The organism is Spirochaetota bacterium (assembly GCA_026414805.1).
GTDB lineage: Bacteria > Spirochaetota > UBA4802 > UBA4802 > UB4802 > UBA4802.
In genome coordinates, this window is sequence record JAOAIH010000002.1 from 93027 (window position 1) to 112577 (window position 19551).

General features: G+C 33.2%; 15 protein-coding genes and 1 tRNA gene. 8 read left to right on the top strand and 8 right to left on the bottom strand.

The window, feature by feature from the left end; genetic code table 11:
- The first annotated feature begins 111 nt into the window (after window positions 1-111).
- Window positions 112-312 carry a cold-shock protein gene (locus N3F66_01015; GenBank protein ID MCX8122728.1) on the top strand — a complete coding sequence of 67 codons (201 nt, stop codon included), beginning with the start codon at window positions 112-114 and terminating at the stop codon, window positions 310-312.
- A gap of 65 nt (window positions 313-377) precedes the next feature.
- On the opposite strand, the gene N3F66_01020 is transcribed toward N3F66_01015, so the two are convergent.
- Window positions 378-1037 (bottom strand): TetR/AcrR family transcriptional regulator, encoded by a 660-nt coding sequence (locus tag N3F66_01020; protein MCX8122729.1) that lies wholly within the window; start codon window positions 1035-1037, stop codon window positions 378-380.
- Between the two features lie 251 nt (window positions 1038-1288).
- Between N3F66_01020 and N3F66_01025 the strand changes: the two genes are divergently transcribed.
- Complete coding sequence (locus N3F66_01025) at window positions 1289-2443, top strand: DUF819 family protein (protein MCX8122730.1); 1155 nt, start codon at window positions 1289-1291, stop codon at window positions 2441-2443.
- Between the two features lie 25 nt (window positions 2444-2468).
- The gene (locus tag N3F66_01030; protein ID MCX8122731.1) at window positions 2469-3902 is read left to right on the top strand and encodes an aspartate aminotransferase family protein; all 1434 of its coding nucleotides are present in this window, start codon (window positions 2469-2471) and stop codon (window positions 3900-3902) included.
- On the opposite strand, the gene rsmG is transcribed toward N3F66_01030, so the two are convergent.
- The 3 genes from rsmG to N3F66_01045 all read right to left on the bottom strand — a co-directional run bounded on the left by rsmG (window position 3903) and on the right by N3F66_01045 (window position 6573).
- On the bottom strand, window positions 3903-5336 hold the full coding sequence (rsmG, locus tag N3F66_01035; protein ID MCX8122732.1) for a 16S rRNA (guanine(527)-N(7))-methyltransferase RsmG: 1434 nt from the start codon (window positions 5334-5336) through the stop codon (window positions 3903-3905).
- A gap of 10 nt (window positions 5337-5346) precedes the next feature.
- Window positions 5347-6288, bottom strand: coding sequence for a M23 family metallopeptidase (locus tag N3F66_01040; GenBank protein ID MCX8122733.1), 942 nt, complete (start codon window positions 6286-6288; stop codon window positions 5347-5349).
- Window positions 6289-6500: 212 nt separating this feature from the next.
- Window positions 6501-6573: transfer RNA gene (locus N3F66_01045), tRNA-Thr, on the bottom strand.
- Window positions 6574-6814: 241 nt separating this feature from the next.
- Here N3F66_01045 and N3F66_01050 point away from each other — a divergent pair.
- The gene (locus N3F66_01050) at window positions 6815-9469 is read left to right on the top strand and encodes a methyl-accepting chemotaxis protein (protein ID MCX8122734.1); all 2655 of its coding nucleotides are present in this window, start codon (window positions 6815-6817) and stop codon (window positions 9467-9469) included.
- Window positions 9470-9614: 145 nt separating this feature from the next.
- Window positions 9615-9884 carry a zinc ribbon domain-containing protein gene (locus tag N3F66_01055; GenBank protein ID MCX8122735.1) on the top strand — a complete coding sequence of 90 codons (270 nt, stop codon included), beginning with the start codon at window positions 9615-9617 and terminating at the stop codon, window positions 9882-9884.
- On the opposite strand, the gene N3F66_01060 is transcribed toward N3F66_01055, so the two are convergent.
- From N3F66_01060 to mltG, 4 genes are all read right to left on the bottom strand, one after another.
- Window positions 9885-11717: a hypothetical protein gene (locus N3F66_01060; GenBank protein ID MCX8122736.1), complete on the bottom strand. Its 1833-nt coding sequence runs from the start codon at window positions 11715-11717 to the stop codon at window positions 9885-9887.
- A gap of 276 nt (window positions 11718-11993) precedes the next feature.
- Window positions 11994-13157, bottom strand: a complete 1164-nt coding sequence (gene hisS, locus N3F66_01065; protein MCX8122737.1) for a histidine--tRNA ligase — start codon at window positions 13155-13157, stop codon at window positions 11994-11996.
- A gap of 381 nt (window positions 13158-13538) precedes the next feature.
- Complete coding sequence (locus tag N3F66_01070) at window positions 13539-14753, bottom strand: U32 family peptidase (protein ID MCX8122738.1); 1215 nt, start codon at window positions 14751-14753, stop codon at window positions 13539-13541.
- Window positions 14725-15735: an endolytic transglycosylase MltG gene (gene mltG, locus N3F66_01075; GenBank protein ID MCX8122739.1), complete on the bottom strand. Its 1011-nt coding sequence runs from the start codon at window positions 15733-15735 to the stop codon at window positions 14725-14727. The genes N3F66_01070 and mltG overlap by 29 nt, the downstream gene beginning before the upstream one ends.
- Window positions 15736-15849: 114 nt before the next feature.
- On the opposite strand from mltG, the gene N3F66_01080 reads away from it, so the two are divergent.
- The 3 genes from N3F66_01080 to N3F66_01090 all read left to right on the top strand — a co-directional run.
- Window positions 15850-17844 carry a tetratricopeptide repeat protein gene (locus tag N3F66_01080; protein ID MCX8122740.1) on the top strand — a complete coding sequence of 665 codons (1995 nt, stop codon included), beginning with the start codon at window positions 15850-15852 and terminating at the stop codon, window positions 17842-17844.
- Between the two features lie 205 nt (window positions 17845-18049).
- Complete coding sequence (locus tag N3F66_01085) at window positions 18050-18838, top strand: electron transfer flavoprotein subunit beta/FixA family protein (GenBank protein MCX8122741.1); 789 nt, start codon at window positions 18050-18052, stop codon at window positions 18836-18838.
- A gap of 11 nt (window positions 18839-18849) precedes the next feature.
- Window positions 18850-19551 (top strand): FAD-binding protein (locus N3F66_01090; protein MCX8122742.1); only part of this gene is annotated, 702 nt, incomplete at its 3' end.

Genomic DNA, 19551 nt, shown 5'->3' on the forward strand with positions numbered 1-19551 from the left:
TAATGTTTTATTTTTTTAAAATTTCCTACCGGAATTAAAAAAAATAAAACTTAGAAAAATCTTACTGGAAAGGCTTTTAGCCGTATTTTATTTATTTAAGGAGTTTTTCACATGCCTAAAGGTACAATCAAGTGGTTCAACGAAAAAAAAGGTTTTGGATTCATTTCCAAAGAAGACGGTAGTGATGTATTTGTACATTATACCGGTATTATTGGTAACGGTTTCAGGACATTAAAAGAAGGACAAAGGGTTGAATTTGAGATCGAAAGCAGCGATAAAGGTCCGCGAGCTGTTTCCGTTAGAGCGATATAATACAAATTAAAACCACTTAAAAAAAGCCGCCTTCAAAGCGGCTTTTTTTAATTGTATAAATTTTGTTATATTTTATTTTTTAAAGACTCTTCGGTATGTACTAAGAATCGTTCAAAGAGCTCAGTATGATCAATCCCAAATGCTTCCTTAAAATAAGTTTGTCTAATCATTATTATTTGAGTAATTCCAAAAACCTGCCCCCACAAAATAACCATTAGCTGACGGGGAGTTAATGTAGTATTAATGCTTCCTTCTTTTATACCAATTTCTATAGCATTCAAAATTATTTCAGTATTCTTATCAGCTATCTTCTGGCATTCGTTTTTATAGAATCCAATATCCTGGTAATGTTGAATAGGGTAGTATATGCAATTGCGTGCTTCATATGTCATTATCATATTAAAATACTGTGGATGTTCAAGAAAAAACGAAAAGAATGCTTTGCCAATACTATAGAGTATTGTATGACCCTCAATAGGATTATTAAAGGCTTCCTGCAATTTTTCATTGAATAACTTCAAACCTTTTAAAACAACTGCTAAAAACAGCTCCTCTTTATCTTTAAAGTAGTGATACAATGTTCGTTTATTATACCCTGCACGGTATGCAACTTCATCAATTGTTGTTGCGTCATAACCCTTCTGAAAAAATATTTCCTGTGCTATTTCAATAAACCTGATTAACTTTTGTTCTCTTTCCCACTGTATTCGTTCTGTTTTCTTCATGGTATTCTTATTCTCTGTTAGACTGTGCAATCGTAACATAAAAGTGCGCTCAATACTGTCAAATGTGTTTTGCGACCACTTATAAAAGTATGTTAACACACATTCAATATAATAATTACGTAATTTCAACAATTTATTAATAACTGTCTAATCAAAGTCAAATAAAAATTGTATTGACATAATATCACTATAATGAAATAAAATACACTATAGTGAAATATATTACATCATAGTGAAATTTAGGAGGTTCTATGGATATAATAAGTTCTGTAGCATTAATTAGTTTTTATATATTGATGCCTGTGGTAATTATATATTATTGCTACAAATTCCCATTTATAAACAAAATAGGTCCCGTACTTTTATGTTACATTGCTGGTATAATTTTGGGCAATTCAGGATTTATTAGCCCAAATGCAAAAGCTATTCAGGAAATAGGATCTAATATTGCTATTATTTTGGGTATACCACTACTACTTTTTACTATAAATATTAAAACATGGTTTTCTCTTGCAGGAAAAGCATTGCTGTCATTTACTCTTGGAAGTGTGGCCGTTATAATAATAGTATTTATTGGATATATTACCTTGAAGCATTTTATACCGGATGCATGGAAAATTGCTGGCATGCTTATTGGTGTATATACCGGTGGTACACCAAATTTAGCTGCAATCAAAGAAGCTTTGCAGGTTGATTCTACAACATTTGTTATTGTACATACTTATGATACGGTTTTTTCCATGCTCTACATAATTTTCCTTGTATCAATTGCACAGAGAATATTTTTAAAATTTTTGCCAGCCTTTTCAGTCATAAATGAAGAAGAAAAAAATGCAAAAACAGATGAAGATATAAAACTATACGGTGATATTTTTACAAGATCAAATTTTCCACACCTCATACTTGGATTATTATTATCGATAGCTGTAGTTGCTATTTCAATAGGAATATCAATGTTATTCCCACAACACTATCAGACTATGATTGTTATATTGGCTCTTACTACCATTGCTATTCTTTTTTCGTTAAGTTCATATGTTCATAATCTTAAAAGGTCATTTCAACTTGGCATGTACCTAATTTATATATTTTGCACAATAGTTGGTTCAATGGTTAATATTGATAATCTAATTCATATTAATATTTACCTGCTAATGTATGTATTCATTGCCATTTTTGGGAGCCTGCTTTTACACGGTATTTTTTGTAAAATATTCTCAATTGATACTGATACATACATCATTACATCAGTTGCAGGTATATGTTCACCACCATTTGTCCCGGTAGTAGCAGATGCGCTGCATAATAAATATATACTGCTTTCGGGTATTACAACAGGCGTCATAGGTTATGCAATTGGCAACTATTTAGGAATTACGCTGGGGTATTTGATGAGCACTATGTAATTTATATTTATTTAGGAGGATGCAAATGACTTTTAATAAGTTACCGGATAAAGGTTTACCACATACAAGAGTGCTGTCTCTTATGAGACAGTATGGTGATGATGATGCCAACTGGAAAAAAGGAAAAACATTTAGCCTGGTATATCATAGGGATGACTATCATACTAAATTTTTACAAAAAGCATTTGAATTATATTTTGATGAAAATGGGCTCAATCCCATGGCGTTTAAAAGCCTTAAGCGGTTTGAACATGAAGTAGTAAAAATGACTGCACATATACTCAATGCAGGGAATGAAGCTTGTGGCACAATGACTTCAGGAGGCACTGAAAGTTGCTTGTTGGCAGTAAAAACATATCGTGACATGGCACGCACCCAACGACCATGGATTAAAAAACCAGAGATGATTGTTCCAGAAAGTATACATGTTGCCTTTGAAAAAGGAGCAGAATATTTTGATGTTAAAATTGTACATGCTCCACTGGATAAAGATTTTAAAGTAGATGTAAACGCTGTTGAAAAACTCATTAATCGAAATACTATTCTTATTGTTGGTTCAGCACCATGTTATCCTTATGGAGTAATTGACCCAATTGATGCATTAAGCCAAATAGCTGTTAAGAAAAAACTCCCCCTTCATGTGGATGCCTGCCTTGGTGGTTTTTTGTTGCCGTTTGTTGAAAAGCTAGGTTATGAAATTCCACCTTTTGATTTTCGTCTTGAAGGTGTTACATCCATGTCTGCAGATGTACATAAATATGGTTTTAGTGCAAAGGGTGCTTCGGTAATTATTTACAAAAACATTCACTATCTGCGACATCAATTCTTTATATATGAAGACTGGTGTGGTGGTGTTTTTGCTTCGCCAGCATTGCTTGGTACTCGCCCAGGGGGTACTATAGCTGCAGCCTGGGCTGCAATGGTTGCACAGGGCATGGAAGGTTACTTACATAATGCAAAAGTCATTATGCAAACCACAAAAAAAATCCAACAGGGAATACAATCAATAGAAGGGATGGAAATTTTAGGTACTCCAAATATGAGTGTATTTGCATATCGTTCAGTTGATCCTGATGTAAACACATTTGCAATAGGTGATATCCTTGAAAAAAAAGGCTGGCATGTTGACAGATTGCAACGTCCCGATGCCCTTCATGCAATGATAACACCTATACATGCTAAAGTGGCACAACAATTCATCACCGATGTAAAAAATGCATTTGAATATGTCAAAAAAAATCCGCATTTAGCGTATGAAGGAAGTGCAGCAATGTATGGGATGATAGCGCATATACCCATGCGTAAAATGGTCAGAAACAATATTTTAAAGATGATGGAAGGCATGTATGGCCCAACAGGTCAGATACCAGATCTTAGCCTTGAAGAAGATGCCAAAGAAGATTTTGCAATGAAAGCAGGTAAATGGTACCTTAAATTGAGAGATAAACTGAAGAAATAATTATTTCTTTTTCTGTTTATGCCATTCATACAGTGCAATTGATACAGCAACAGTAGCGTTGAGTGATTCCACTGTATTGATTGGAATACGCACTTTTAATGATTTTTTGATATCAGGCAATCCAGGACCTTCTATTCCTGCCAATAGTACAGCCTTTTGTGGAAAATTGAAATTATGAATATCTTCACCTTTCATATCAAGAGTTATTAAAGGGCAGGGGATTTCTTTGGAATTAAGTATGTCCAATGAAGGTCCTTTTTCTATAATACAATAGAAGACTGCACCTGCAGAAGCCCTTATAGATTTTGGATGAAAAGGATACACCGCATTCTGACAAACAATAATATGTCTTACTCCAAATGCCACTGCACTTCTTATTGCTGCTCCCATATTAACAGGATCTTGAAATGGTAACATGAGCGATAGCTCCTGACAGGTTCCTTCCCACTGGTTGATTGGGGGTACCTGTACAAGCATCATTGGTTGATTTGCTTCTGTTATGTCTATTTCATTAAAGAGGGATTTCTTAAGAATTATTGTCCTTTCTGGACCAAATTGTGCAATACACTGCATAAAATTAGAATCTAATTCAATATATTCATCATAAAGAATTAAATATTTACATAGTTCAGGCTTTGAGATTATCAATTCTTGGATTATTTTTTTTCCTGGCACAAATGTGCTGTTGTATTTTTTTGGGTCTGATGCTATTCTTTTAAATTCTTTAAACCGTTTATTTTCATTGGATGTAATAGCAGTTCCATCTTGTGACGTTCCTTGTTTTGAAATATAATATATCTTTTTGATTGTATTAGTTAATTTTTCATATACTATTAATCGTCTTTGATAGGATGTATCAGGTAAAACATACTGCTGATTTAAAATTAGCCTATAGTGTTCGTCATTATCAATTATTTCTTCATCAACTGATGGACCTTTCATGAAAATAATCTGGTTTTCTTTTTTTAAAAAGTGACTGCATCGCTGCATCGTTTCTTTAATTGATTCTACAGCACGTGTTATTACGCCATTAACTTCAAAAAAGGATCTTTCTGTCACAAGGTGAGAATAAATCTCAACATTATCCAGATTAAGCTCATTTTTAACTATAGAAAGAAATTCAACTCTTTTGTGCCTGCTCTCTGCTAATATGATATGGCTTTCTGGTTGAGCTATCGCCAAAGGAATTCCGGGAAAACCCGCACCGGTGCCAATGTCAAGAAGAGGTGAAGGTATGTGGATTATTGATGTGATGTATAATGAATCTATAAAATGTTTTAAAATAATTTCATCAATGTTTTTGATACGAGTAAGGTCATGTGAAGCATTATATTCAGTAAGTAGTTTTAAATAAAGAGATAATTGAGTAATACTCAGTTCATTTAAATAAAGAGAAGACTTTTGTAAATATTTTCTGATTTTATCTTCATACATGATGCTATTTTTACCATAGCACCTTCATGGGGTTTATAAGCTTATTATATTGCCATAACGTAAAATGAAGATGGGGACCTGTTGACCATCCTGTTGAACCAACCCTGCCAAGAAACTGTCCCGCTTTAACATGTTGTCCTAGCCTTACATGGATTGAAGACAAATGTCCGTATAACGTTTTAAAACCTTCGTCATGCTGTATAATTACTGCTTTACCATATCCTCCCATCCATCCTGCTCCAATAACAACTCCAGCACGGGCAGCACCAACTGGAGTACCATAAGGTGCTGCGATATCAAGCCCATTATGAAATCCCCATTGCCTGAAAATAGGATGAACTCTTCCACCAAAAAACGAAGTTAATCTTCCACCTAATGGGGAGCGAAACATTTCACGCAATGCAAATTGCTTTGCCAGTTGCGGTGTCATCACATTAGTAATTGGCCTTGCATCTTTTATAAAAACTGCAATAGGTTTATCTTTTTTTAAGACTAATGATTGGAGTCTGTAGAGAAAAAGCGGTGGAGTAAGAACATTTTTTATGTCCACTTCATAGAGTTTGTGCAGTTCATTAATTTCACTTAAATTATTTACAAAATGTATAACACCTTTTTGTGAAGGGATAACAATTTTTTGGTCTACTTTTGCAACAATACTTTCCCATAAGGGATTTGCACCGATGAGGGTATCAATATCAATATTATATTCTTTTGCAATTTTCCAAAAATTATCGCCTTTTTCAATTTGTATAACAGTAAATGTGATGCCAGGTATATTCAATGATTGAATATATGCAATATATTCATCCTCACTTGAAAATATATCTGCTGGTTTTAATATAGTATAATCAGAAACATGATTGGTGATAATTTTTAAAGCATACAATGAAAGACTAAGAATCAGTACTAGCGATACTACCACAATACTAAATAACAATCTTTTTTTATTCATCAGTAACCTACCTGAAGATAAAAATATATTTATAATAAATGTTTCAGAACCCAAAAGTTAGCACTACAAATACGAACATTTATTTCTTAGTATCATTATCGAAATATATGGTATGAAAAATAATTATATTGAAATTTAGTCTGATTGGATTGTTTTTGTTAGTCAATAACTTTTTATATTTTAGGCTGTATTTTTTAATGGGTATTTATAAGAGCCAGCGACCAGGATCGAACTGGTGACCTGCGCATTACGAGTGCGCCGCTCTGCCAACTGAGCTACGCTGGCTTTTGTTCCTGATATGTATATTTATAGCTACTGCTGCCTGTCAATTCAAAAAAAGAATAAATTCATTATTCCAGGAGTTTTGCTCTTTGTTCTGTATTGGTTTTAAATAAGCAATAAATTCACTATAACTATCAGTCTAAATAGATTAATAATTAATAAAATATTCTTGATTATTTTAGCCGATTTATAATATGTAAACATTAATTATATAAAAAAACATTTTTCAAGGGGTCTGGTTTCTATGGGTTCAATAATACTGTTTAATTCTTTTTCATTGGGGTCATTTATACCTGCAATATTTTTTTTTACTACTGGCATTTTTTTATATAACACTAAAGACAGATCTCAAGCAACTACTGCAATATCTATAGGTTATATTATTGAAGGTATTTTTAATATAGGATATTTTATTTCGTCAAGTATTTATCACCCTTTAGCAGCATATCATCGGTGGATTACAGTATCAACTATATTAGTTACAATTACATATATGGGTTATTTATATTTCTTTTTCCCTTATCCAAAAGCTCAAAAATTTTCTAAATTTTATCTTATCTCGGGTTTAGTAATAGCATTTTTATGTTTTATCGTTTTTGCAATTACCACACTAAAATCTGATATAGTATATTTATTCAGAGGACATTATTATGACTTTGATGCTGAGGAAATAAGTGCCAAGATAGGCATAGTTATAATGATTGGGATTTTATTCACATACATATTACAGTGGTGGAGGTTTTTTACTAGCGATAAAGAGGACAAAAAAACCATTGTATTATTATTTATATTTACAGTCATTGGGACAATTGTACCTTCTGTTACCAATACTTTAAGCAGGCAGGGCGTCATTGATAGAGAAGTATTTCATACTTCATGGACACTTTTCAATCTTTTAGGCTTTTTCCTGATTTTTATAGTATATATAAATAATTCTAAAGATAGATTTTCCTTCTTAGGCAAACTTATTGGTATAATTTTAGTTACGGTCCTTTGTTTACTTCAAATTATTGGATTCATTGTTATCAAAAGCAATGAGAAAAATTTTGATGATATATATTACCGATCTGCATTATTATCTGAGTCAGATGATATCCATTTGAATAAATATGCATATATATCATCGTATGATATTAAGAGTAATTCATGGGTAAACACTATACCTACAAATTTTAATCAGGAAAGTATAGCTCTGGAACTTCAACATGCTTATATATGGCTAAATTTATTTACTGTTTTAGATCAATCATTTGATGATCAAGTTATTAATATAATAAATAATTCGCCTAAGTCATTTGAAGGGTACAGGGTAACTCTTCTTGAATTTATTCAAAAAAATAGAATAAACAAAAAGGAAGACTTCATAGATTTTTGTAAAAAATTGGATGCTAAAGTATACTATCTACATAATAAAATTTTACAGTTACATGATTTAGATTATAAAAATAAATTAAAAATATTATTATCAAAACAAGATCCTATTTTATCTGGTTTTAAGAAGGTTTTGACAGATTTTTTAAATACTACAACATTACAAGGTAAAGAATTAAAATCTGCATTAAATCAATATCTCATACCAATTCAATTTATCGGTTCACGAGTATATCATACATCAAATGATTCATCAACTCATGTCTTTGCATATCGTTATATAAAAGATAATATTATATATGAAGTTGGTTTTCCTTATATTGAATATCGTAAATATATGCATGAGACTGTTTTAAGGTTACTTTTAATAGTTTTCGTTGTATATGTTTTTGTTCGTTTTGTTTTACGTCTGTTTTTTGCAGGAATTCTTATAAAACCAATACGAACACTTACTGAAGGATTACGAGAAGTAGATAAGGGCAATTTAAATGTTCATATACCTGTTCAATCCGGTGATGAATTTGGGTACATTACCTCAGCTTTTAATAAAATGGTTGAATCTCTTCGAAATCTATTTCAATCAACTCACACAAAATCAGAAGAGGTTAAACGTCTTAGTTCGGACCTTAATGTGTCAGCCACCAAATTATATGATATAGCGCGGGAGCTGTCGACAATAGTTGAAGAGACATCAAGTGCCTATGAAGAGATGTCTTCCTCATTTGAATCAAATCTTAATGCTATTAAGCAACAAGCTGACAGTATGGATGTAATCAAAAATGATATTGAGGGGATAGATGCAAGCAGTATTCAGATCTCACAACGAATAACACGATTATCACATTCTATTGAACAGGCTGTAAAACAATCTGAAGATGGCGAAGTAACAATTACAAAATCAATTAATGCAATAGAATCCATTGCAGAATATTTAAAAGAGGTAGAGCAGACAATAGTAAATATTAATGAAATAGCTGATAAAATTAATTTACTGGCTCTAAATGCTGCAATAGAAGCTGCGCGTGCAGGTGAATCAGGTAAAGGATTTTCCGTTGTTGCAGATGAGGTTAACAAATTAGCTGACCAGACAGCAGATATTGTGAAAGGTATACATTCAACAATTGCAGAACAGGCAAGAATGATAACTAATGAAATTCAATATATTAGTAAAGCTACTGAAGCAATTAAAGCCATACGAAAAGGTATAACTGAAACCTTTAATGTATTAAAAGACACTATTGATTTTACCAATGAACTTAATACAAAAAATAAAGACATCAAATCAAAGTTGGAGTCATTTAAAGAATTATCAGGTACAGTATATAATTTTTCTATGGAACAGAAGGTTACCCTTGAGGAATTGACAAAAGCTGTTAATTCAATAATTGAAATCAGTCAACAAGCGTTAGAAAGTGCAGAATTTGTTCAGGGATTTTCACGTATTCTTGACTTAAGTGCCAAGGAACTAAGTGAAAGTATTGGATATGCAACAAATGGGATAAAAGCTTCTGATGTAGAAAAAGATTAACAAAAATCTATATAAATTTTTACAGAAAAATATTTGGGATGTTGCTAAAATAATAAAAATTCATTATATTTAATATCAAATATATAATTTTCAAAAATTATATAAATTCAGCACTTTAAAATGGATAGAAGTAAGGAGGATAACAATGCCTACCTATGAGTATGTTTGTACCTCTTGTGATAATAAATTTGAAATTTTCCAGTCTATAAAAGATGAGCCATTAAAAACCTGTTCAAAATGTGGTAGTGAAGTCAAACGTTTAATAGGATCTGGTGCAGGTATAATATTTAAAGGCTCTGGATTTTATGTAACAGACTATAAGAATAATGGGAATGGCAAAAAAGGAAATTCTTCTACAAAAGAACCTTCGTGTGCCTCATGTACATCAGATTCATGCAGTGCAGAATTAGATTAATTACTTTTTCATCATTATATTTCTTTTTTGGCGATAGAGAGTATGCAGATACTTCTCTATCGCAATAATCCCTGATGAGGGTATAATCTCACCATTTAATTTTTTTCCAATCAATGAATCGCAAAATTCTTTAATAGCATCATATGACCGAATGACTACCGGTGAAACTAAAATATATTCAATATCTGGTATCAACAACTTCTGACTGCGACGTGGATACAGAACTTTTCGCGCATTGTAAATTGGTATAACTATTTTTAGACCAGTATCCCTTAGTTCATCAATTATTTCACTTACTTCTGATTCATTCTCATCAGTAATGTCCATAACTTCCGAAAGTGCAATAATATTCTTGTTAATAGAACTGATAGTATCATATAGATTTCGGGCTTGCTTACTTAGCTGATGAACCGGTGATGAATAGACATGAGTTTGAGTAATTGGCTTTATAATCTTTTTTCGTTTGAATAACGAAAATATGACTTCTATTATGCGGGCAAGCAAAGATTTTTTTTGTTTTATTTCCTTACTTGCTGGTATTTGAGCAGCAGATTTTTCTGGTTTCTTTTTTAAGTTATAATCGTCAAGTATTTTCTGTAAAATTTCTTTTTGTTCATGATTTAAAGCAAATTCGTCATTATTTTCGGTAATTAATGTTTCAGCAATTTTTATAAGAATTTCATAATTATTCTTTAGCTTTTCTTTTTCTATATAGCTTAGTTTTTCATATCTTTCATTTTGATAAAAAAGCAATTGGTTGCAATCAGAAATATAATTAATAAAAACAGGCCCATCTATATAATACCATTTATTATTTTCAGAATCATTAAACACTAAAATTTTAGCATTTTTTTTATAGTTAGATTCACGCCATTTTTCCATAAGCGATTCATCTATTTCAGGTATTGTATTTATAATGTCATCTTGCGAGCACAATTTGTGTTCCCGTATAAATGATACAATATCATTATTATAAGCATCTACAGGATCAAGCAATGAATCAACTTTCAGAAGACAATTTCTGAAGGCCTGTAAATTTTTTACTTCGGCCAAATCACTTTCTGGCAATAACGACGCCATATCATCAAGAAGAACAGTAAAAATATAATCCAATTTAGCATCTCTATAATCGCTGAAATCGTACGATATAATACCAAATTTTTTTAATCTGCGTAAAATCATATCAGCGTGCTGTGTAATAATGTTTTTTAATGCCTTAAAATTTATTGTTGATTTTACTGCCTGGTAATTGTCGGCATGAAAACAATAATCTTCTGCCAGTTCAATGTGATTTTTGTCTATTGTGAAATGTTTGAATGTAAAAATTGTATTTCCCAGTTCAGATTTAATTATCCTGTTTAAGTCATTTTTATTTATTGATTTTTTTATCAGCTTTGAAAGATTAAATAAGCGATATTGTTTCAATAGCGTTAACAAATTTTGTTTTGATATCTCATCACGCATTAATTGTATTCTGTTAAATTCCTCTTCATGAATATCTACACAATATTCTTCTTTTTCATAGATATCTAATTTTTTTGTTTTTTCATCAACTGTAAAACTAAATGTTATGAGTTTTTTTACATGATCGGGATAAGAGTTCAACAACTGTGTAATCAAATAATTAATTTGGTTATTACGTGACGTAGTAAAAGGAATTGGTATATTTCGTGAAGCTTGTAATGAGGGTAGGGTAGCCATTTCTCTTTTGCCATCGGGTAGCGATAGCTCTTGCATACGCACTATTTCAGCTAAAATATCATATACATATGATTCTTTAGCCAATAACCCCTGAACAAAAGGGAAACGCTGTGTTTTATTTTCAATACTCATGATACATCTTTTTACAGCCTTATGTTAAAATAATAGTTGATAGAAAATGCTATCTAAAAATAGATTATATAATAAATTAAGTAAAGTATTTTATTATTAATAATTGTCCATAAATTTAATTTAATAAATAATAGATTTAAAACCTATTATTTAATAGAGTTAATGTCTTTTACCTTCTTTTGAATTTATGTCAATATGTCAGTTTTTCTTTTAAATAATTAATAATTGTGTCCATTGGGATATTTACCTGATTTCCAGAAACCATATCTTTTACTGTTACAGATTGTGTGTAATTTCATCATTTCCAAAAATCAATGAAAACTTTGCTTTTTCTCGATCAGCTCGTTTAAATTGTGTTTTAAAACCCTTTGATCCCGGTTCAAAATCACATGAAATATTATTATTACGTAGCTCTTCTGCAATTTTAAAAACAACAGGCAATGCATTTTCACTAGAATACACAATATATACATCAAGATATTCTTCTATTGATATCTGTTCCAATAACAATTCTATTCGTTCAACCCCCGCTGCAAAACCAATGGCGGGGGTAGGCTTGCCACCAAAAAGTTCAACAAGATTATTATATCTTCCTCCAGCAGCAAACGCATTTTGTCCACCCAATTTAGCAGTAACAAATTCAAATGTTGTTTTAGTGTAATAATCAAGGCCACGAACCAACAATGGGTCATGGTGATACATAATAGCATGTTTTTCCAGTAAATCTTTTGTTTGCATAAAATGTTGGCTACATGATGAACAAAGAAAGTGATTAATTTTTGGCGCATTTTGTTTCAATGCTATACAGCTTTCTACCTTACAATCAAGTAACCTTAGAGGATTTGTATACAACCGCTTTTGGCAGTCTTCACAAAGCTCTTTTTGGTGCTGTGAATAATAGTTAAACAATTGTCCAATATACGGTTTGCGACAATCAGGGCAACCAATAGAATTTATCAACAAATTATAATCTGTAATTTTCAAACGAATTGCTATTTCATTCATTATTGATATGATTTCAAAATCATACCAGGGATCATCACTGCCAAATGTTTCTGCCCCAAACTGATTAAATTGGCGTAATCGTCCCTTTTGAGGCCGTTCAGCTCTAAACATTGGTCCACAGTAGAAAAACTTGCATAATGCCAATCTGTTGTATTCACCATTTTCAACATAAGCACGCACCATTGAGGCAGTACCTTCGGGCCTCAGCGTTAAGCTCCTGCCACCGCGGTCTTCAAAAGTGAACATTTCTTTGGTCACAATATCTGATGAATCACCAATTCCACGAGCAAATACTTCTGTATATTCCATTATTGGAAGAATGACCTCTCGATAATTGTATAATTTAAAGACTTGTTTGGCCGTATTAATGATATAATTAAATTTTGGAGATCTATCAGGGAATATGTCTTCAACTCCAGGTGGCTTTTGAATCATCAGTTCCTCCATTGAAAATAAATTTTTGCAAGAAATCTTATTGCAATTTCTTTTGCAAATACTGCAACAAAAGAAAGTGCCAAAGAAAAATATCTTTTACCTTTTAAAAAAGATCAATCATTCCACTGCGGGCTGCGGAATAGCATCAGTTCAGGTCCTCGTCCGCATCTCAATTTGCCTTGCAACCATGCAAGGCAAAACTTTGTATCGTTATCTTTATAACTTTCAACCTGTCCTTTTAATTCATCACAAAACTTTAGGATGAGTGAATTTAACAGAATATTATCTGCATCGATAAATATTCATTAAAAAATCTCTTCTTTTATTCAGACATTCATATTCTTTGCTACAAAAAACAATTCTTTTTGATTTAAGTATAATTTATTCAAGTTTCTTGCGTAAGATTGCCCATTTCTGTATGGGCTTGTCTAATATAATTGTTGCAGTTGAATTGGGCTGTGCCATTTCAACGTCAGTACCTTCAACTAATATATTTGTCACAGTTACCGTACTATCATATATCTGATTATTAACTATAGGATAAATTACATCTAAAGTGTCGCCCCTGTATATGGGATTGAATACTTTAATTAGTTTATTTTCAGTGTCAACACAGTATCCCATAAATAATGCTTTTTTGATGTATGGTACGCCATTAAACGATTGTTCAGCAAACTCATTGAAAAGGTCATCAGTATAGGGCCTGTGGCTTACAAGGTCAAGTTCCTTTTTCCAGAAGTCATTATACAGGTTACTATCGCCACCATTTAAAAATGTATCAATTGCGTGGCGATAGATACGAGTTACGTTGGCGGTATAATATAATGATTTCATCCTTCCTTCGATTTTAAACGCATTGACTCCTGCGTTAATATAATCAGGAATTTTGTTAATTAAACATAAATCCTTTGAAGAAAGTATCTCGGTGCCGTGAGCATATTCAACAATGTCAAGATGATTGCCCGGGCGTTTTTCTTCAATGAGTGAATATTTCCATCGGCAGGGATGAGAGCAATTCCCCTGGTTTGCGTCACGACCTGTGAGATAGCGGCTGAGTAAACACCTTCCGGAATACGAAATGCACAGTGCACCGTGGCAGAATATTTCTAGCTCAATGTTGGTGTGTTCACGAATTTTTTTGATTTCTTGTAGTGTTGTTTCACGTGCAAGAACAATCCGTGATATCCCATTGTTGGACCAAAATTTAACAGCCAAATGATTGAGTGTTGACATCTGTGTTGAAAGGTGAAGCGGTACATCAACTTTCTCCAAAAGAAGAGCCATCCCAGGATCAGATATCATTATTGCATCAAATGGTATATGCTTGATTTGTTGTATGTAGTCTTTTGCTGGCTGAATATCACTTTCATGCAAAAATGCATTTAAAAGAAAAATTACTTTAACATTGTGATTATGGGCATACTCTACTGCTTTATGTATTTCTTCTATATTAAAATTTTTTGTGGTTGCCCGCAGGTTAAATTGTTGTCCACCAAAATATACTGCATCAGCTCCATAGTGAACAGCTGCCTGTAATTTTTCAAGATTGCCGGCAGGGGCAACCAGTTCAATTTTTTTGTCTATCCTTAAAGCCATTTTGAATCCCTTTTTGATAATAATCAACAGCTTTGTTATGTTCACTCAATGTTTTTGAGAAATAATGTGAACCATCATTGCGTGAAACAAAAAAAAGGTATGCAACATTTGCAGGGTTACAAGCTGCAAGTATGGAACGTTTTCCAGGATTACATATTGGTGTTGGTGGCAAGCCAGTATATTTGTATGTATTGTACGGAGTATCCGAGTCCAAATCATCATACGTGAGCCGTTTGCCAAATTTTTTGAGGCCGTACTGTATTGTGGAATCACAATCTAATTTCATTTTTAATTTTAATCTGTTGTAAAATACTGCAGCAATGAGAGGTCGTTCGGTATGAATCTTTGCCTCTTTTTCAACTAAAGAAGCAATTGTCAGTATTTGATGAAGATTAGAGTATTGAACCTCTATTGATTCCTGAATATCATGTACTACCTTTTTTGTCTGGTTGACAAGCCTGACAAGAATATCACGAGGATCAGTATTAACAGGCATTATATATGTATCAGGGAATAAATAACCTTCGGCACTTGCCGCGTGTATTCCTATAGTAGATAAAAACGATGGTGATTGAGCCCAATAAAGGAATTCACCTTCTGAGCATATTTCATTTTCCTCAAGTACTTTTGCAATGTCGTATATGGTAAAACCTTCAGGGATAGTAATTTTTTTAGTTATAAATTTACCTCTAGTTATTTTCATCAATATTGAAAAGCTTGATTCTCCATTATATATACGATAGTTACCCGCTTTTACATCTGTAGCATTGAGTATTCTTCCCATTATGTAAAAAAACGATGCGCTCGTAATAAAATTTTTAGATTTAAGAAAATATGCTGTCTGGTAAAGATTCATACCTGTTCGTATGGTGATTGTATCACCCTGCATATGCCGTGGGGCACTGTTGAAAAACCAGAAAACTATTGCAAAAATTACAAAAAGTGTAAATACTGATACTATTATTGATTTGATTTCTTTCATTGTAGAACTATTTCTTTACATGTACTGATAAAAATATTTTGTTGACTTTACACACAAGGCTGCTATGTAATAACTTTGGCTTTCAATACTATAATTTTATCAATAAAAAAACAAATGAGCAGAAAAAATATCGCTATACTACTTTTTCTTTTCTGTACGGTTTTTCTTTATGGACAGGAACCGGTAAAACAACAGCAGAAAAATGCTATTTATTATAATAAAAAGGGCTGGGAAAGCCTGCAATCAGGCAATGCATATTCCGCAATAGTTGCATTTCAGAATGCCCTTGCACAAAATCCAAAATATAAAGAAGCACTGCTAGGGCTAGGATATTCATACCTGCAAACTGAAGGCTACAATGAATCAGTGAAACTATTTGAAGCGGTGCTAAAACTTTATCCTAATAATGAGCAAGCGCTACTTGGAATTGCAAAGGCGTATACTGGTTTAGGTCGTTACCGTGAAGCTATGAAACTGTACGATACATTAAATGAGCTATCGTACACAAATAATGAATCACGCTTTGGTATGGCATATCTATATTACAAAATGGGCAAAATGCTCTGGGCAAAGCGCCTTCTTGATCGCATTTTGCAAAATGATCCGTATTATTATGATGCGCTGTTATTATATGCTGAAATAAAGGCAAAAGACAAACGTATTGATGATGCAATGGTTTTTGTAAAAAAAGCTATTGATGCAAAAGAAACATATCCTGATGCCTTTGTTAAGCTTGCTGAATTATTGTATCTCAAATATTTTTATTCTGGTGACAGAGCCTATCTCAATCAGGCCATTGACGAATTACAGAAAGCATTAATAATAAACAAAACGCATCTTCAGGCAAATCGCGATATGGGATATTTATTGTATGTTCAGGGGGATTATCAAAATGCAATATCATACTATGAGGCGATAGTTACTAATTATTCACACATTGCCAGCAATGAAATCTTTTATAATCTTGGTTTAATGTATGAGTATAAAGGCGATATCAATCAAGCACTGAAATATTACGAAAAAGCGTTAGCAAAAGACAACCTTAACAGCCTTATTGGTTTGAAGATGCGGCAGCTAAGTTTACTTGAACACATAAAAACAGGCCATCCTGTGCGTATACAGAGCAGTAACGATGATTTTAATTCCTCCCAGGAACTGAGAAAAAAGGGATTCCCTGATTTATCTCAGTATTTTGTGCGATTGTCATTGGCATTGAATCCTAATAATACCATCGCTCGTCAGGAGCTTATGCGCATTTATGAAANACTAGGATATTTTGAACTGTACTATGATGAAATCAAAAAAATGCACACTCTGAATCCTACACAAAAAACGCAGGATATGATGAGTATTGCAGTAATGAAACGAAGGGACAAATTATTTTTCCGGCTGGGCTATGATAAAGAAGAATTACCACGTGATGTGCCTATGGTGTTAGTTCTCAATTTTAACCCAGATGTTGCAGTGCCGGTATTTGCCGATGCAGGTACTGTTATTGCTAATTCAATAAACTTTGCAATGGGACAATTTGGAAGATATAGAAATTTCCCTTTATCGCAGCGCCAAGAAATTGTTGCAAAATTTCCATCTAATAATTTAGACGATATACTTGATACTCTTAATAGTAAGATTAATTCAAACGAAATTCCTTTCATATCCTATCTCTTATATGGAGAATATACTATTTCAGGTAGATATATTGAAGTTCATGCAAAACTTATGGATATAAAAACTGGGGTGGTAGTTGCTCAATATACTGCATCAGATAATAGCAAGTATTCGTTACAGACAATTTCACTAGATATTGCAAAAAAATTATATTCTACCATACCGTATTGGGGTAAAATCTTATCCTATTCCGATGAAACGGTTGTAGTTAACTTAGGCAGCATAGACGGCATTGAAATAGATAGCATGCTTGAAACCTTTGTCGATAACGATGATACGATTGATACAGAAAAACCACGTAAAAAAGTGGTATTGCAGGTTAAAGAGGTAGACACAAGAGTACTTTTAGCTAAACCTCTTAACTCAAAGGATATTGATTTACTGTCAAAAGGCCAGGAAGTATATCCTATTGAAAAGCGCCGTGCAAAAAAGATAAAATAATATTTGTAGTACGGCTTATCATAATCATTCAATAAACTATTGCTTATCATTTTTACTAAAAATACTATATAATTTAGTGTACATAAAATTAATAAAATGAAATATACTAATAAATCTTGACATATAAAAAGCAATTTATACCATTGTGCACAAATGGGCTTATTCTAATTTTTTTGCATAAAATTTTATAAAAGGGAGTGGGACTATGAAGATAGCTGTCTTAGTTAAGCAGGTTCCAGATATGGAATCAAAATTCAAAATTATTGGTGACAGTAAGATCGACGAATCCCAGATTGCTTTCAAAATGAATGATTTTGATGAATATGCTGTGGAGGCTGCGCTGCAATTGAAAGAGAAGTTTGGTGGTGAAGTTATCATTATTTCAGCAGGCCCTGAGCGAGCATCAAAGGAAATTCGTCAGGCTTTTGCAATGGGTGGCGACTGGGGTATTCAGATTCAGGACGAGCAGGTTGATGCAGGCGATAATTTCGTTGTTGCATCTGCCCTCTGCAAGGCTGTAGAAAGCCTGGGTGGCGTTGACCTGGTACTAACGGGTGTTCAGGCAGAGGATGACCAGGCAGCAGTTACAGGTGTTATGATAGCTGATATGCTTGGTATGCCACATTGTACAAACGTTGTTAAAATTGAAGTTGGTGGTGATGGCAAATCAATGACAGTTAACCGTGAGCTTGAAGGCGGATTGAATGAAGTGCTGGAAATGGCAATGCCGGCAGTTCTTACAATTCAGTCAGGTATTAACCAGCCACGGTATCCAACCCTTCCAGGGATTATGAAAGCCAAGAAGAAAAGACTTGATGTTAAGAAAGCTGCTGATTTAGGTGTTGCTGCTGTTGGTGAGGCAGGTTCAAAGACAAAATTTGTCAAGATGTTCTTCCCAGTTTCAGACCACAAAGCTGAAATTATTGAAGGCGATCCAAAAACCGCTGCAGCCAAACTTGTTGAAAAATTACGCAATGAAGCTAAAGTGATATAAGGGGGTACACAATGGCACGTATATTAGTAATAGCAGAACAAAGGAATGGAAAAATAAGCGATGCTACATTAGAACTTTGTAAAGCCGCAAAAGCGATAGCATCTGCAATGGGTGCATCCCCTGCTGCTGCTGTATTCTATAAAGACGATAGTTTAGCAAAAGAAGTTGCACAGTATATACCAGAAGTATTTGCAGTAGTAGATCCTAAATTAGAAGTGTACAGCGCTGATACGTATGTTGCAGCTGCAAAAGCAGTTGTTGAATCTCAAGATGTTAAAGGCGTGTTAGTACCTCACACCTATGATGGAACTGATTATGCTGCCAAATTGGCAATGAACCTAGGCTGTGGAATAGTTACTAACTGCAATAAATTTGAAATGCAGGGCGGTACAATTGTATTTACACGCAATACGTATAATGGCAAGATTCAGGAACAGCGTTCAGTAAAAACTGATAAGTTTGTAGCAACCTTTGAAAAAGGTGCATTTGAAAAAGAAGCTGCTGGTGGTGCAGGTTCAGTTACAGCAGTATCTGCTTCAATTCCAGAACCTCGTAGAAAATTTAAACAATTTGTTGAAACAATGGCTGGCTCGGTGGACATTACACAGGCCAAGATTATTGTTGCTGGTGGTAGAGGAACAAAAGAAAAGGATAAATACAACGATATTATCGTCAATTTTGCCAAGAAGTTAGGTGGCGAGTACGCTGCTTCC

Excerpts from the sequence above, each read along its gene's own strand:
- N3F66_01060 (MCX8122736.1), bottom strand. The coding sequence starts at position 11,717 with ATGAGTATTGAAAATAAAACACAGCGTTTCCCTTTTGTTCAGGGGTTA.
- N3F66_01070 (MCX8122738.1), bottom strand. The coding sequence starts at position 14,753 with ATGGCTTTAAGGATAGACAAAAAAATTGAACTGGTTGCCCCTGCCGGC.
- mltG (MCX8122739.1), bottom strand. The coding sequence starts at position 15,735 with ATGAAAGAAATCAAATCAATAATAGTATCAGTATTTACACTTTTTGTA.
- rsmG (MCX8122732.1), bottom strand. The coding sequence starts at position 5,336 with ATGTATGAAGATAAAATCAGAAAATATTTACAAAAGTCTTCTCTTTAT.
- N3F66_01025 (MCX8122730.1), top strand. The coding sequence starts at position 1,289 with ATGGATATAATAAGTTCTGTAGCATTAATTAGTTTTTATATATTGATG.
- N3F66_01020 (MCX8122729.1), bottom strand. The coding sequence starts at position 1,037 with ATGAAGAAAACAGAACGAATACAGTGGGAAAGAGAACAAAAGTTAATC.
- N3F66_01030 (MCX8122731.1), top strand. The coding sequence starts at position 2,469 with ATGACTTTTAATAAGTTACCGGATAAAGGTTTACCACATACAAGAGTG.
- N3F66_01085 (MCX8122741.1), top strand. The coding sequence starts at position 18,050 with ATGAAGATAGCTGTCTTAGTTAAGCAGGTTCCAGATATGGAATCAAAA.
- N3F66_01055 (MCX8122735.1), top strand. The coding sequence starts at position 9,615 with ATGCCTACCTATGAGTATGTTTGTACCTCTTGTGATAATAAATTTGAA.
- N3F66_01015 (MCX8122728.1), top strand. The coding sequence starts at position 112 with ATGCCTAAAGGTACAATCAAGTGGTTCAACGAAAAAAAAGGTTTTGGA.
- N3F66_01040 (MCX8122733.1), bottom strand. The coding sequence starts at position 6,288 with ATGAATAAAAAAAGATTGTTATTTAGTATTGTGGTAGTATCGCTAGTA.
- hisS (MCX8122737.1), bottom strand. The coding sequence starts at position 13,157 with ATGATTCAAAAGCCACCTGGAGTTGAAGACATATTCCCTGATAGATCT.
- N3F66_01050 (MCX8122734.1), top strand. The coding sequence starts at position 6,815 with ATGGGTTCAATAATACTGTTTAATTCTTTTTCATTGGGGTCATTTATA.